Below are 15,660 nucleotides of genomic sequence, written 5' to 3' on the forward strand. Positions count from 1 at the left end.
CGAAAAAACGTGTAGTTTAGTTACAATCAAACTGTACCTTGCTTGTAGCTACATGCTGGTATAAGTTTGAAATATATCTTCTTTTGAAATTAAAGATTGAGAGTGGGATAGATGATGAGAATAGAAGTGAAACTGGCTGCTCCAGATGAAGCTTATATTATAAAAAATGTATATCCTCTTTATTTGCACGATCTATCTGGGCATTACGGACATATGCCGAACAGCCATGGTATATTCGAGGATAGTAACGATTGCAGAACATTAATTGAGCAATATGATGTTCAGAATATTTGGTGGGAAAAGCCTGACTGTTTGTACCCTTTCCTAATAAGGGTCGATGATATTCCTGCGGGCTTTATGCTTATTGCTACACCTCCTCATTGCGCAAAAGGGGTCGATTATTTTGTGAATGATTTCTTTCTATTGCAGCCATTCAGAGGGAAAGGTGCTGCACAAAAGGCCGCGACGCAAGTATTTGAGATGTTTAAAGGTCAGTGGGAGCTCTTTACAAACCCGATGGAGATAAATATAACAGGGCAAAAATTTTGGAGAAAAACAGTATTAAGCTACACAAAGAACCATTTTGAAGAAGCGGTTGGCATGACATTTGACGGTCATAAAATGGTGTTTAGATTTAATAATGCGGACTGATGAGTTGGGGGAGGCAAAAGCATGCAGCTGTACTTGAATAAAATCGTTTCTTTGTTTAAAGGGGAGCTCGGCGACAATTTGTCGGGCATTTATTTACACGGTTCACTCGCTATGGGATGCTTTCATCCCCAAAGAAGCGATATCGATTTTATCGTTGCGATCAAAGAGAGTCTGACCGAGGAAAACAAAAAGAGGATGGCTAGGTTGGTGCTAGCGCTGGATGATGAAATGCCAAATGCTAGAGGCATGGAGTTTAGTGTGGTTTTGGAATCGCACCTGAGTTCCTTCGTCTATCCTACGCCCTGTGAAATGCATTATTCTGACTTCCACAAGGAGAGATATCGCTCAGATGAAAACTATGTTTGCGGCGGGTACGAGGATCATGATTTTGCATCGCAGCTGGTTGTCGCTTATTATCGCGGAATTGCCTTATATGGCAAGCCGCTTAACGAGTTGTATGAGCCTATCGATAAAACGTATTTTCTAGCGTCCATTTATCATGATATTAAAGGGGCTTCGGAAGACATTATGGATCAACCGATGTATGTTACCTTGAACCTGTGTAGAGTGCTGTTCTACCTGAGAGAAGGGAATATATCGTCCAAAAAAGAAGGAGGGGAATGGGGCGTCAAAGCTCTTCCAAAAGAGTATCGGGACTTGATTGGAAAGTGCCTAGACGAATACGCCGGAGTTACAGGGAAACAAACGTTTGATCGTGAGCTTTTAGCGGCATTTGCAGGCGAGATGCTGCGTGAAATAAAGCCATTAATTTAAGTGAGATGAAAAGCAAAGCATCCACTAGAACTGTTGATGTGATTAATTGTTAAAAGCATAAAATTACTTAACGAATACGAGAGCCTCTATTTGACTCGCTTCTTCTCTTGTGTAGAAGGCGCCGGACATAGAGGTTTTTATTTTGCTTCATGACGTATACACTGTGCTTGCTCCATAAAGGAGTTTTATTTAAAGATGAAGAATAAATAACGGATATGAACTGGAGCGGGACAACATGAGCGATTAATAGACATCATTTTAACTCGCTAAGTCGAATTTGAACAATGGTATTCGTCGTTTAAATAAGGACGAAATAATTAGCTGAGTAAAAATAAGAATAGAGACTCTATTATAATACCAGGAGGAATACATATGCGATTTATGATGATCGTCAAGGGCACGAAAGATTCCGAGGCAGGAGTTATGCCAAGTCAGGAGCTTCTCGAAGCGATGCTTCGATACAATGAAGAATTGGCTAAGGCTGGCGTGCTGCTCGCAGCGGATGGGCTTCAAGCAAGCTCGAACGGCATACGCATTTCTTATCCAAATCCCGGTGAAAAACCAAAAGTAATAGATGGTCCATTCACTGAGGCCAAAGAAATCATAGCGGGGTATACGCTTATTGAAGTGAATTCTAGGGAAGAAGCCATTGAATGGGCGATGAGGATGCCAGATCCCCATGGTAATGGCGAGGGTGAAATTGAGCTGCGGCAGGTGCTTGATGCGATGGATTTGACACAAAACCCGGAAACGCTGGCCATGGAAGCCGCGCTTCGACAACAGATGGAGAGGCCTAAAAAATCGTGAGCCAGTCTGCAGTCCATCGTACAATTGATGCCATCTGGCGTATTGAATCAGCCAAGCTTATAGCCGGGCTGGCGCGGATGGTTCGCGACGTCGGCCTTGCGGAAGACCTTGCACAGGATGCGCTTATTATTGCATTAGAGAAGTGGCCGGAAAGCGGAATTCCGGATAATCCAGGAGCATGGCTTATGACTGCAGCGAAACGCCGTGCGATTGATATGATTAGGAGGAGCAAGCTGCGCGACCAGAAATATGAAGAGTTTGGACGAGGAACCGTCTTATATACCGAGGAAGATATTCATATTGCGATGGACGGAGAGGTCGGAGATGATCTCCTTCGCTTGATTTTCACAACATGTCATCCTGCTCTATCTCAGGAGGCGAGAGTAGCTTTGACGCTGCGCTTGCTCGGAGGGCTTACCACGGATGAAATCGCACATGCTTATCTTGTAGCAGAGTCGACTATTGCACAGCGGATTGTTCGAGCGAAACGTACGTTAAGCAGTTTGCGAGTTGGTTTCGAGGTTCCTGTAGGCGATGAGCTCAAGGAACGGCTCACTACTGTACTCGAAGTGATCTATTTAATGTTTAATGAGGGGTATACGGCAACTTCCGGCGGCAGCTGGTTTCGACCGCTGCTCTGCCAAGAGGCGCTAAGGCTAGGGCGTATCCTTGCGGAAATTGCACCCGGCGAGCCTGAAGTGCATGGTTTGGTTGCTTTAATGGAAATCCAATCGTCACGCTTCAAAACACGGGTAAATGCTGCGGGCGAACCGATTCTTCTGATGGATCAAAACCGCGGTTTATGGGATCAGCTGCTCATCCGCCGAGGCTTAGCTGCCCTTGAGCGAGCGCAAAAGCTCGGCCGTCCGCTTGGTCCTTATGCGCTTCAAGCTGCAATTACGGCATGCCATGCTAAAGCTCGGATGGCATCGGAGACCGATTGGGCGCGTATTGCCGCTTTATATGAAGCTTTGTCGCGCGTCATGCCGTCCCCTATCGTAGAATTAAATCGGGCGGTGGCGATAGCGATGGCTTTCGGTCCTTCGTTCGGCCTTCAAATTGTTGATGAGCTCACGTCCGCAGCATCGTTAAAAGACTATCATTTGCTGCCGAGCGTCCGCGGTGATCTTCTGGTTAAATTGGGCCGTATGGATGAGGCGCGCATAGAGTTTGAGCGTGCTGCTTCGTTGACACGCAACGCTCGCGAGCGCGAGCTTCTGCTGAATCGTGCTGCCGAGTGCTTGTCCATAGAAGCGAGTACAGCTAAAGAATTTCATGAAAAATAACAACCATGTCGATTATGAAGCTCCCCATTCGTTGCTGAAGTAGAGGATGGTTTGAAATCATCTCGTTCTCAACCGATAGGGAGGAAATATACATGCGATATATGTTGATTGTTAAAGCAACCAAGCAATCTGAAGCTGGTGTAAAGCCCAATCGACAGCTAATGGATGAGATGGCTTCGTTCAATGAATCTCTTGCTGAGGCTGGTGTGCTCTTAGCTGCTGAAGGTCTGCAGCCCAGCTCGAGCGGACTGCGGATCACGTATTCCGAATACGGAGAGAAGCCGAATGTTGTAGTCGGTCCTTTTGCGGAGGTAAAAGGAATAATTGCGGGATATACGCTGATTGATGTGAAATCGGAGGAAGAAGCCATTGCATTTGCGATGCGTATGCCCAATCCAGCCTACGGCGGCGAGGGTGAAATTGAGCTCCGCCTGCTTCTTGAAGATACGAATTTGCTGCAAGGCTCAAGAATGATGGCACTGGAAGCGGATTTGAGAGACCAAATTGACATCTTAAATAAAAGTTGAGTTTTTTTAATGAAGCTGTCGATTTTGTTAATCCTCGTTCGACGTAATGATAGAGTCAGGTAGAATTTCAATTACAAAGGAGAAATATCAAATGAATCAAGAAGTAACGGATTTTATCGCAGCGATAAAAGAGCCTTGGCAAGTGGAGCTGAGTTCTGAGCTGCGCAAGCTTGTTCATGGAGCTATCCCAGACGTTCAGGAGCGCATTCAGTATAAGAAACCTCATTTTTTGAAAAATGGAAAATACGCTGCCGTTATTTCAACTTCAAAGGATGCGGTGAGCTTTACGATCTTTAACGCAAGTGAGCTATCGTTTCCGGAGCCATTGTTTGACGGTCCTCCTGAACGGAAAACAATAAAGCTTAAACAGGGGAACACGGTTGATTATGATCAACTGACGTCGTTAGTTGGCCAGGCCGCCTCGACATTATAAGAGTGTATTGAATAAGAAGAGCACCTTGCTGGTGCTCTTTTTTGCGTTTTGCGATGTTTAATGTACATGTATTGGGCAGCTAAATCTAGCTGAGACTGCTTGTCTCAGGTGTATCGCAAGTAAATTAGTTTATAATAGAAATAAAACGACGGAATATCTCCTTAAGGAGGCAGGTTATGGAGCTGGAACTTAAACAGCAGCTGGATTTAACGAATACTATCATTGAAATTGAGGATGTTAACTATTTTTCAGATTCCGATGAATGGCATTTGGAGTCACAAACGATCAAGAAGTTCACCTTTATATATTTTGAGAAAATCCAAGGTACCTTTGTATTAAATGGGGTTCCCATTCAGTTGAATCGCAAGAGCTCATTTATGCTTGAGCCAGGCATGACAATAGAAGCTAAAAGTGTGAGCGGACAGGATACAAAGCTCTATAGGATTACCTTTGATTTATATCAATTGTCGGAAGCAACCGCGCTGCGAAAAGTGTTTGATCAGCTGCTGTTCTTTCCGATAACGGGTAATATACAGCAGGATCAGTATCAAATTCAAAGGCTTGTCCTTGCGATTGCAGAGGAAGTAAAGGAAGCCTATCGGAATGTACATTCAGGCAGTATGGGAAAAAAACGGACTCAATTATATATGTACGAGTTGCTTGAGCTGCTGCTCGGTAGTACTCCCGCCGTATTGCCAGGGGGAGAAAAACGGGCTATTCAAATGACCATTCCATATATGCATCAGGCTTATGACTCTGACCTTACACTAGAGAAGCTGGCTGAGCTAGCAGGGATGCACCCCTCGTATTATTCGCAAATGTTTAAGCAGGAGATGAATATGTCGCCTATTACTTTTCTCACGCACATTCGAATGAATCGTGCCAAGGAAGAGCTGCTGTTAACGAATCGTAAAATGAGCGAGGTAGCAAGGCGTGTAGGCTATCAGGATTCATTTTATTTCAGCCGCCGTTTCAAGGAATATGCCGGCTATGCGCCAACGCTGTACAAACAACAGCCAAAGCCGAATATTATCTCTTTGTCTTATGCCTATACGGATCATTTGCTGACACTTGGCATTACACCCGTAGCTGCTCAAGTGTACAAGGATATTCCGGAGACGACGCGGACGCTGGCGCTTCCCTTTCACGGATCGGATGTATGGCAGGTAAGTCGGCAAACGTTTCTGGAGACAAAGCCTGATCTGATATTAGGCAAGGACAATGTGACCTCCAAGGCGAGAGAATTAATTGGTGACCTCGCTCCGATTATTACGATTCCATGGGGGACATTAGATATGTTCCAGCAGTTTCATGAGGTTGCGAGAATTGTGGGCAAAATGGAAATAGCGAGCGAGTGGTTGGAGCAGCATGCTCGTAAGGTACAAGTTGCACGTAAGCAGGTGAAGGAAACGGTCGGTGAGGCTGTAGTGACTATTTGTGTTATAGGGCACTTTGGGCTGCGAATTTACGGAACACGCAATATCGGCCATGTCTTTTATCAATCACTGGAGCTTATGCCGTCTAAGCGGCTTCAGCAAAATATCGCAGAGCACATGGGTCCTAAACATTTCAATTGGAAAGCGATCGCGATGGAGCAGCTTATCGAATATGATTCGGATTATTTATTTATCGTTGTTCGTCCGGATGTGAAAGCGATGGAGTATTTGCGTCAATTAGAGACACAGGAAGCGTGGCTTCAGCATGCAGCAGTTCGCCGCAGTCAGGTTCATTTTCTGGACTGGGATAAGTGGATCGTCTATGCTCCTACGTCGGTCCAGTGTCAGTTGGACGAGGCGGTTAAAAAACTAACAGGTGAGCGATAATACATGAATCTAAGAATATTCCAAATAGAAACTCTTAAAATAAGCCATGGACGGTCTTTATGACACTTCATATAATTGATAATGATAATCAGTATACGGGCGAGGTGAAATGGATATCGGTAAAAACAGCTGGGAAAGAACGTGGAGCGCCAAGCTGTCATTGCGAATAGCTATCTTTATTTTAGCGCTGCTGGCTCTTCTTGCTGCTATGTTTCTAGCGATATCGTATGGAGCGAAGGAGCTTTCAATTTCTGTAATATGGACAGCCGTATTTCAATATGATGCGACATTGACCAGCCATCAGGTCATTCATGAGCTGCGCCTTCCGCGGGTCATTGGTGCCGCTGTGGTTGGTGCCGCTTTTGCAGTGGCTGGTGCGCTCATGCAAGGGGTTACGCGAAACCCGCTTGCAGATACAGGTATTTTGGGTGTGAATGCTGGCGCCACCTTCGTTGTAGCGCTTTGCTTTGCTTTTGCACCGAATATGCCATATTTAGGACTAATCGGATGCTCATTCGCAGGGGCTATGATTAGCACCATCTTTATTTTTGCAATAGGCTCAAGGGTGCCGGGAGGAATGACGCCGCTGAGGCTGACGATTGCCGGATCGGTTGTGGCAGCTATGCTTGGTGCGATCAGCACAGGCATCGCGATCTATTATGACCTTAGTCAGGATTTGGCGTTCTGGTTTTCTGGCGGGGTTGCAGGAATCAAGTGGCTGCACCTAAAGCTGCTTGTTCCCATTATTATAGCGGCGCTGCTGCTTACATTTGCGCTGAGCAGAACAATCTCTTTGCTCTCACTTGGGGAAGAGGTAGCCGTTAATTTAGGCGGCCGCATAAAACGTGCAAGAATATTGGCCATTACAGCGGGCGTCATCCTTGCTGGTGTATCCGTATCTGCTGCTGGGTCCATTTCATTCGTCGGCCTTGTCATTCCTCATATTGTCCGTAAGCTGATCGGTGTAGATTATCGGGGCATTATTCCGCTTTCCGCGATTCTCGGCGCGATATTGCTAGTGCTTGCAGATTTGGCGGCAAGGATGGTTAATCCGCCTAGAGAATTTGCTTTAAGCGCTATGGTTGCGCTTCTCGGAGTTCCTTTCTTCCTCTATTTGGCAAGGAAAGAGAAGAGGAATTTATAATGGGAGTGAAATCGTTGCAATCCGAAAGCAAGCAGACAAGGCGGGCGCTGTTCGTCGGATTTATCTTAATGGCTATATGTATGGCCGTTCTAATTTACAGTTTGAATACAGGGACGATTAAGCTGTCTCCTATGCAGGTTCTAAGAACATTGATGGGGCTTGGCACAACGAAGGAAGCGACTGTGTTGTTCGACTATCGCATGCCGCGGATCTTGATCACGATGCTGGCTGGGATTGGTCTTGGCATATCGGGTGCCATTCTACAGGGTGTATTTCGCAATCCGCTTGCTGATCCGGGTGTCGTTGGGCTTAATGCAGGCTCGGCTGTTGGTCTTATTGTGTTTGTCAGCTTCTTTAAAACGCTGGAGAAAATGTCCGCGCTATTGATCCCGTTATTTACCTTCTGCGGGGCGATGCTTACCGCACTGCTTATAGGCTTGTTATCCTATGAGCGGGGTCAACGGCTGCAGCCTGCCAGAGTCATCCTTGTAGGTATCGCAATCGCTGCTGGGTTCAGCGCATTATCTTTGTTCTTATCGCTGAGGCTTGATTCTGAAACCTACACTTTTACTGCGAGATGGCTTGTCGGAAATGTATGGGGCAGAGATTGGGTTCATGTGTATGCGTTGTTTCCTTGGATTATTGGCTTTGGCGTATTTGCGCAGCTGCATGCCAAAACGCTGAATGCTCTTGCATTAGGAGACGACACGGCAGTCAGCATTGGCGTATCACTTCACAGTAAGCGGATTTGGCTCATCATAGCGGCAGTCTCCCTCTCAAGCGCAAGCGTTGCGATGGCGGGGGGAATCGGTTTTATCGGATTTGTTGCGCCGCATTTGGCGAGAAGACTGGTTGGTTCCTCGCACCAATACGTCATTCCCATATCCGGGATGCTTGGACTCGTCATTCTAGTCATGGCTGATACAGCGGGCCGATCCTTATTTTTACCAAGTTTGATCCCTGCCGGCGTATTGGTTGCGGCTATCGGCGCACCTTATTTCCTCTATTTACTGCTAGCAGCTCCTAACAAAACGAATTGAGGTTGAATATAACGATGTTTAAAAAAATGAATGCTTTGCTGCTTATTTGTATGGCTTTGGTGCTTGTGCTCTCTGCCTGCGGTCAAAAAAACAATAATCAGTCTGGAGCAAACACGGCTCCAACTGCTGCACCAGAACAAAACACAGCGACGAATGCACCTGAGACGGCAGAGGTGCCCAAAATCGCTTCATTATCGATCCATATTACAAATAATTTGCTTGCACTGGATGTAACAGCGGCTGGCGGTGTTTTGGGCGGAAAAGCGAAGGATTTTCTTTCTCATGTCGCTGATCGCTTGAAAGACACAGCGAAGCTTGGCGTAGCGAAGGAAGTAGACATGGAGGCACTGCTGCAGCTTGAGCCGGACGTTATTTATGCCGATAAAGAATTTGCTGGTCAAGATACGGCTAAGCTAGAGGCGATTGCCCCGGTCAAAATGTTCGATCTGGATGAAGGCACATGGAGAGATCATTTGAAGCTGCTAGCTGCTGATCTAGGTCGCGAGCAGCAAGCTGAAAAATTTATTGCGGATTATGAAGAGCAGCTTAAGCGCGTCAAAGGTCTGGTTCAAGCGGAACTGGGCGATAACCCGAAGGCAATGGCTATTCGAGTAACGGCGAAGGAATTGCGCGTATTTGGTACGCCTCGTCCAATGGGACCTATCTTATTCGATGATCTTGGCTTCACGCCTGCAAACGGTGTAGAGAAAATTACTTCATCTCCTTACGAAGTAATATCTCAAGAGGTATTGCCTGACTTCGATGCTGATGCAATCTTTGTAGTTGTAAATGTGGAGGCAGACGCTAAGAAAATTTATGATGAGATGCAAAGCAGTCCGATCTGGAAAGGCTTAAAGGCCGTTAAAAACGGACATGTCTACCTCATCGGTGAGCAGCCTTGGCTGGATTACTCAGCCATTGGAAACAAAATGGCACTGGATGAAGCTGAAGTGTTTTTCAAGAAATAAGGGCAATGATATAGAGGCTGCTCTTGGAAGCGGGAATGAGCATACGGAGCAGCTATAAGAAAGCCGGACACCATTCAATCGAATGGTGTCCGGTTTTATTGTTATTGAGTAAGCTTCCTTATCCACTCTCTAGCGCCGAATGCGATGACCCGGTTATGAATCTTAGGTTCTGTTAGGTTGCAGCACTTCAACAATTCGGGCAGCGCATGTTCTTCAAGAGCAGCCTTGGCAGCTTCCATATAGCCCTTATATTTCGGAGTACTGCCGCCAACCACGATGACATCTGGATTATACAGATGAAGCAGGTTAGTTAAAGCGTAGCCAAAATATTGCCCTGCTTGGCGTACAAGCGCAGTCACCTGCGAATCGCCTGCTTCTAGCCGCTCACGCACTATAAATTATAGAAAATAGCTGCAATAATAGTATTTCGGACATGCCAAGAACAAGTATAAATGTATTTTATCGGAGCCCGATGTTTATAAATGGTAAACTAAAGAAGTGGTTTAGATAACTATCTATAACGAGGCGGATACAATTATGGAAGAACAAATAATGAAATTTCTTAAGGAAGCTTATTCTATTGGTTGTTATAAGGTGGAGACGGTAACCAATGAAATCTATCGTTGCGATGCTAAGCAGGGCACCTTTTTTGTTCGAATAACGAACTATAAAACCTATCAAGAGCAGTTTGAGGAAGTGAGCTGGACGAATTTTTTATGCCATCAAGGCGTTGGCGCTTCTGAAGCTGTCCACTCTTCTAATCAGCAATATATTGAAAAGATCATGCTGGATGAAGAAAAGCTGGCCGTTGTATATAAAGCTGCGGCGGGCATTCATTTGCCACGGGCGGAGTGGAACACATCCGTACTTAAAAAGGTTGGAAAACAAATAGGCAAGATGCATCGTGTAACCGGGTCCTATCGTGAGTCTACGGCGCATCTTAAGGATTGGTACGAAAATAAGGAATATGATTTTCTCACACATATCCCGAAGGAAGAAACAGTAATACGAGAAATGGCGTATCATCTTTTAACAGAAATTAAGGGTTTACCTAAAAATAATTCAAACTACGGACTGATCCACGGTGATTTATGGCTAGAAAACATCTTAGTGGACGGTTCTAAAATCACGATGATTGATTTCCAAGATTGTGAAAAACATTTTAATATTTTTGATTTAGCTGTCCCCATCTATTCTGCTATGGAATTCTCTTTCTCAGGCGGAGGGAATATAAAGGACTATCGACAGTCCATTACGCAAGCTCTCTTTGATGGGTATAGAGAAGAGCACGATCTATCTTCGGAGATGGTTGACACATTGCCTCTTTTTTTGAAATTGAAACAGCTGTTTGAATACAACCTGATGCATATGTATTGGAATCATGAACAATTAAGTGAGGAACAAGTTCGAATCATCAATTTATATAGAATGCGAATAGAATATGATCACTTTTTATGATAATTAGAAATCAAAATAGACCGAAACCATTCGATGATGTGGTTCTCGGTCTATTTCCTATTTTTAAAATGGGGAACAAGCGATTAGCCCTCCTCCAAATTGGAGTAGTGTGTAACCCGGTTTCTCCCGCTTTTTTTGGAGTTGTAGAGCGCTTGATCAGCTTTTTGAAGCAAGGATTGATCGGTATCCTCCTGCGTAATCGTTGCTGCGCCAATACTAACCGTCACATGATATTCTCCCCAATGAGCTGTTTCAGTCTTGCTGCGATACCTTTCGGCTGCTAATATGGCATTCTCCTGATTGGTATTAGGAATAATAATGACGAATTCCTCTCCTCCAAATCGAGCAACAATGTCGTCTTCTCTTGACTCGGATACGAGTAATTGTGCTAGCTCTGTAAGAACCAAATCACCGATCGGATGCCCATAGGTATCGTTAATGCTTTTAAAACGATCAATATCAATAATTAAGAGTGAAAATGGCAGCTCGGTTTGTTGAAATAATGCGATATTCGCGAGTAAGCTCTCTTGAAAAAACCTGCGGTTTTTGAGCCCAGTTAAAGGATCGGTTGCTGCTAGCTTTTCCAACTGGTGGTTCAAATTTAGCAATTGCGATTGTTTGCTTTCATATTCTTCATGCAGGAGTTCAAGCTTTTTGTTGGCTTCATTGGTTGCCCGATAAAGCTCCTCCAGCTTTGTTTTGGTTTGCAGGATATCGTTCTCATGTTCAATGCGTTTGCGCATTTCCACAACGACACAATCAATAACAATTTCGCCATCCCGTTCGTGACGAATACCGTTTAACAGTACAGGCACATCAAGCTGATCTCTCGTTTTAAACGAGAAGTACATTTCATTCACATGCCCATACAACTGGATATACGGATAAAAATAGGTATGAAAAAACAGTTTGTTCGTAAGAGACATAGTGGTTTCAATATGTCGGTTCAGCAGCTCCTGCCGGTCAAAACCAAGCATGTTTAACAGCGTTTGATTGAACTCTAGAATGCCCCCTGTACTTGAAATAGTGAAAAATCCACAGGGGGCATAATTTAACTGGGTATCCATGTTACGAATGCCTCTCTTCAAGTTCTAGTTGGTGGATAGATATTGTTTGATCAACTGCGTCGTCTCTTCGGGATGACTTAAGTGCGGGTAATGGCCTTTTGCGAGCATATGCTGAAGAGTACTGTTTTTAAGATGAGCATGCAAATAGTCGCCAACCTCAATAGGAGCAATGCTGTCGTCAGAACATTGAAGAATGAGGGTAGGGACGGTTGCATGAATGAGATCAGCGCGACAATCGGATAAAAAAGTTACCTCAGCAAATTGCCTTGCAATATGGGGATCTTTAGAGCAAAAGCTTTTTTCCAATTCGCTAGTTAATTCCTTGCGTTCTGGATTTTGCATGACGATTGGCGCAAGGTAGCTCGCCCAGCCAATAAAATTCATTTGCATCATATGAAGCAATTCATCAATTTCATGCCTATGGAAACCTCCATAATAATCAGGAAGGTCGTTTACATAACGCGGAGAAGGACCCAGCATAATGATGTGTTTAAAATATTCCGTATTGTGAATGGATGCAAGCATCCCAATCATACTGCTAACGGAGTGGCCAACAAATATAGCATCCTTTACATGCAGCGTATCCATAATTTCAATGACATCTTGCGCATAACCATGTAAACTACTATATTTTTCGGGTTCATAATAATCGATTTGCGATTCTCCAGAACCTACATAATCAAACAAGATGATGCGGTAATCATCTTCAAAGCTCGGGACGATGTAGCGCCACATATCTTGATCGCAGCCGAATCCATGAGCAAATACAATCGTTTGTTCACCTTTGCCTAAAACATTTACGTTATTGCGTACTAGGAAATCGACAGTCATCGGAATTCCCCTCTCTAAGATGATTAGCAAGCAGATACTCTGGTATGCCATAAGCTTATGATCATTATATCTGATTACAGTGAACAATGGATTATTAATCTAATTAATTAATATATTAGCAGTGGAAATGATAGGGCTTTCTTTTTATTATCTTAATTGTGTATAGTAAAAACGAAATGAATGGGACAAGGAGTGTAGGCATGAATCGTTTCGGACAAATGAATACATTGCGTAATCAAATTTTCCTTGGCTTCATGCTCGTTATGGTTATCGTGCTGGGGGCGGTCGGCTTTTTTACGTATGATCAAGTTTCGGTTCTGCTGCGCAACAATGCGGAAAAACATATTCAACAAACGGCTGTTCAAGCGACAGGCAAGCTGGATGTGCTGCTGCGGCAGATCGATACGTTTACAATGCAGGTAGCAACAAGCGCAACGATCCAGCGGTTGATGGCACAAGAGGTGCAAGGACGAAAGATCAGCTTTGAAGAGCGTCAATCCCTTCAGCAGGAGATACGAAAGCAAGAAGCTTATGCAACGGGGATTCGCTCATTGGAGCTGTACACAACGGACTATCGGATGCTGTTCCCTCTCACGGATATAAGCTTGGACAACCGGATATCTATGGACTGGCTTAGCCTTGTGGACAAGGGCAGAGGCAGGTTGGTCTGGTTCGGGATGGACCCCAGGTACCCCGATTCCATCATTGCGATTCGCCATGTTCGGCTTATTGACCATTCCTTCTCGCATGCAGGGTATTTGATGGTGCAAATTGATAAAAAATATTTTGAGCTCACCGAATCGAATGGAAACGCTGACAATGGTTCCAGCGAAATGATGGGTTTATTCGATGCCGAGAATCAGACGATTACCTCCGATTTTTCGAAGGAAGTAGACGTCGAGAAGATGCTTAATAAAGGGGATGAGACGGTAGCGCTGGACGGAGAACGGTTCATGGCCATTGAGAAAAAATCGGAAATGACCGGCTGGAAAATTATTATTTTAACGCCGATAAAGTATGCTGCCGAAGGCATTTCGATTTTACGTACCGTTATTATTGTTTCGATTTTAGTAGGCGGCATGTTATTTCTTATTTTAACGTTTATTTTATCAACGATGATTACTCGCCCGATATTGAATTTGATTAAAGTGATGCGCAATGCGAAGTTTGGGACCTTGAAGCCGATACCGGTTACGTCCAAAACGATGGAAATTAACGAGCTTAATAATACGTACAATCAGATGGTTGGCTCTTTGAATGAACTTATTGATGTTGTTTATCAGAAGGAAATTGTTCAAAGCCGGACGGAGCTGAAGGCGCTGCAAGCGCAAATTAATCCGCACTTTTTGTTTAATACGTTGGAAGCCTTTTATTGGGCGCTGGATGAGAAAGGCGAAGAGGAGCTGGCGGATGTTGTTATTGCGATGTCTGGTTTGTTCCGGTATGTCATTTCACACGCGGATGAGGATGAATGGGTAACGATCGGTGATGAGCTTGAACATGCGCAGCGTTATTTGAAAATAATGGATATGCGCATGATCGATAGGCTGACATGGAAGGTTGAATCAGATGAAAATTGCCGCAGTGTGCCAATTCCTAAGCTTCTTATTCAACCGCTCGTGGAAAATGCTATTCTGCATGGCGTTGAGCAGCGAATTGGGGCAGGTACCGTTGTTGTTCGGGTCGAGCCGTCTGAGCGGACGGGTTATACTCGCATCGCTGTAACGGATAATGGACCAGGCATGGATGAGGAGAAAATTCGGGCGTTATACGCAGCAATGGACAAGGGTCAGCATCAAGCTTCCTCCAAAGGAACTGGAGTTGGCATAAGCAATGTGGAGCGAAGACTGCTGCTTTATTATCATTTGGAAACCAAAGGCTTGGAAATAAAGAGCGAGATCGGCAGTGGAACAACCGTCGCCTTTGAGATACCGAATGAACATGGGAGGGAAATTTCAATTGAAAACCATACTGATCGTGGATGATGAACCGAGAACGAGGGAAGGCGTACGCAAAGTGCTTGAAGCATGGTCAGCTGGACAATATCGGATAGAGACCGCATCCAATGGAATAGAAGCGATGGAGTGGCTGAAGCATAACGAGGCGAATTTGCTAATCACCGATATACGTATGCCTGAAATCGGAGGGCTCGATTTAGTGGAGCGAATAAACGAGCAGCTGCCGCATCCTCCTGTTGTCATCATTATTTCGGGTCACCCTGAATTTGATTACGCGCAGAAGGCGCTGCAGTTTGGCGTGGTCGAATATCTGCTCAAGCCTTTGGATAAAACTAAACTTATTAAAGCGGTAGAGCTTGCTATGAAAAGAGAAGAGAGCAAACACCGGATTGAGCGCATGGAGAAGCTAATGGACCCGAAGCTGCTGGATATTGCGCAGGAAGAAGACCGCTATAGCCCGCAGGTGCAAGAAGCGATTCAGTATTTAAAAGACAATTTGCAGAAGCCGCTCACTATGCGCGATACAGCAGAGCATTTGCATATGAATGCAAGCTATCTCAGCGTGCTCTTTAAGGAGCAGACGGGGCTTACGTTTAGCGATTATTTGACGAGAAAAAGGGTGCAAAGAGCTAAGGAATTACTGTCTACGACAAGACTTGCGATTGCTGATATTGCTGAACAAGTCGGTTATCAAACGGCGAAATATTTTGTGAAAGTATTTCGTTCGCTTGAAGGAACTAGCCCGGGTCAATACCGAAGAACGATCGCTCATTCCGAGGAGACAATCCAATAAAAGTAGTATTTTCCCCAATTCATGTACCCTTACGATGCTGACATCGTGTTGATAAAATGGATTTGTAAGATTCAAATCTATCACCAGCAGAAAAGGGGTT

General features: G+C 44.7%; 16 protein-coding genes. 13 read left to right on the plus strand and 3 right to left on the minus strand.

The genetic code is table 11. The features are described from left to right. Positions 1–111 precede the first annotated feature (111 nt). From AC0VYE_RS03420 to AC0VYE_RS03465, 10 genes are all read left to right on the plus strand, one after another. Positions 112–651, plus strand: a complete 540-nt coding sequence (locus tag AC0VYE_RS03420; protein WP_475446070.1) for a GNAT family N-acetyltransferase — start codon at positions 112–114, stop codon at positions 649–651. A gap of 21 nt (positions 652–672) precedes the next feature. After that, a complete protein-coding gene (locus AC0VYE_RS03425) occupies positions 673–1,425 on the plus strand; it encodes an aminoglycoside adenylyltransferase domain-containing protein (protein WP_475446072.1) in 753 nt (250 codons plus the stop codon). Positions 1,426–1,797: 372 nt separating this feature from the next. Next, on the plus strand, positions 1,798–2,232 hold the full coding sequence (locus AC0VYE_RS03430) for a YciI family protein (protein WP_475446074.1): 435 nt from the start codon (positions 1,798–1,800) through the stop codon (positions 2,230–2,232). Further along, positions 2,229–3,518, plus strand: a complete 1,290-nt coding sequence (locus AC0VYE_RS03435; RefSeq protein ID WP_475446076.1) for an RNA polymerase sigma factor — start codon at positions 2,229–2,231, stop codon at positions 3,516–3,518. Before AC0VYE_RS03430 ends, AC0VYE_RS03435 begins: the two co-directional genes overlap by 4 nt. Before the next feature lie 92 nt (positions 3,519–3,610). Continuing rightward, positions 3,611–4,045, plus strand: a complete 435-nt coding sequence (locus AC0VYE_RS03440) for a YciI family protein (protein WP_475446078.1) — start codon at positions 3,611–3,613, stop codon at positions 4,043–4,045. A gap of 91 nt (positions 4,046–4,136) precedes the next feature. Next, complete coding sequence (locus tag AC0VYE_RS03445) at positions 4,137–4,478, plus strand: DUF1801 domain-containing protein (protein ID WP_076268722.1); 342 nt, start codon at positions 4,137–4,139, stop codon at positions 4,476–4,478. Positions 4,479–4,654: 176 nt separating this feature from the next. Next, positions 4,655–6,301 (plus strand): helix-turn-helix domain-containing protein, encoded by a 1,647-nt coding sequence (locus tag AC0VYE_RS03450; RefSeq protein WP_475446080.1) that lies wholly within the window; start codon positions 4,655–4,657, stop codon positions 6,299–6,301. A gap of 109 nt (positions 6,302–6,410) precedes the next feature. Further along, entirely contained in the window at positions 6,411–7,445 is a 1,035-nt protein-coding gene (locus AC0VYE_RS03455; RefSeq protein WP_083682102.1) for a FecCD family ABC transporter permease, read from the plus strand. Then, entirely contained in the window at positions 7,445–8,485 is a 1,041-nt protein-coding gene (locus AC0VYE_RS03460; protein ID WP_475446083.1) for a FecCD family ABC transporter permease, read from the plus strand. Before AC0VYE_RS03455 ends, AC0VYE_RS03460 begins: the two co-directional genes overlap by 1 nt. A gap of 14 nt (positions 8,486–8,499) precedes the next feature. Continuing rightward, positions 8,500–9,453 (plus strand): ABC transporter substrate-binding protein, encoded by a 954-nt coding sequence (locus tag AC0VYE_RS03465; RefSeq protein ID WP_475446084.1) that lies wholly within the window; start codon positions 8,500–8,502, stop codon positions 9,451–9,453. 101 nt (positions 9,454–9,554) lie between these two features. Here AC0VYE_RS03465 and AC0VYE_RS03470 read toward each other — a convergent pair whose 3' ends face one another. Further along, the gene (locus AC0VYE_RS03470) at positions 9,555–9,845 is read right to left on the minus strand and encodes an ROK family protein (protein WP_475446086.1); all 291 of its coding nucleotides are present in this window, start codon (positions 9,843–9,845) and stop codon (positions 9,555–9,557) included. A 145-nt stretch (positions 9,846–9,990) separates the two neighbouring features. On the opposite strand from AC0VYE_RS03470, the gene AC0VYE_RS03475 reads away from it, so the two are divergent. Next, a complete protein-coding gene (locus AC0VYE_RS03475; protein WP_475446088.1) occupies positions 9,991–10,911 on the plus strand; it encodes a phosphotransferase enzyme family protein in 921 nt (306 codons plus the stop codon). Positions 10,912–10,994: 83 nt separating this feature from the next. On the opposite strand, the gene AC0VYE_RS03480 is transcribed toward AC0VYE_RS03475, so the two are convergent. Further along, positions 10,995–11,978, minus strand: a complete 984-nt coding sequence (locus AC0VYE_RS03480; RefSeq protein WP_475446090.1) for a sensor domain-containing diguanylate cyclase — start codon at positions 11,976–11,978, stop codon at positions 10,995–10,997. A gap of 24 nt (positions 11,979–12,002) precedes the next feature. Continuing rightward, the gene (locus AC0VYE_RS03485) at positions 12,003–12,809 is read right to left on the minus strand and encodes an alpha/beta fold hydrolase (protein WP_475446092.1); all 807 of its coding nucleotides are present in this window, start codon (positions 12,807–12,809) and stop codon (positions 12,003–12,005) included. A 200-nt stretch (positions 12,810–13,009) separates the two neighbouring features. Here AC0VYE_RS03485 and AC0VYE_RS03490 point away from each other — a divergent pair, with 200 nt between their 5' ends. Together AC0VYE_RS03490 and AC0VYE_RS03495 are read left to right on the plus strand one after the other, a co-directional pair. After that, complete coding sequence (locus AC0VYE_RS03490) at positions 13,010–14,794, plus strand: sensor histidine kinase (RefSeq protein WP_076268730.1); 1,785 nt, start codon at positions 13,010–13,012, stop codon at positions 14,792–14,794. Beyond that, positions 14,769–15,560, plus strand: coding sequence for a response regulator transcription factor (locus AC0VYE_RS03495; RefSeq protein ID WP_076268731.1), 792 nt, complete (start codon positions 14,769–14,771; stop codon positions 15,558–15,560). Before AC0VYE_RS03490 ends, AC0VYE_RS03495 begins: the two co-directional genes overlap by 26 nt. Positions 15,561–15,660: the final 100 nt, after the last annotated feature.

It is taken from the genome of Pristimantibacillus sp. Z349TD_6, from assembly GCF_056173205.1.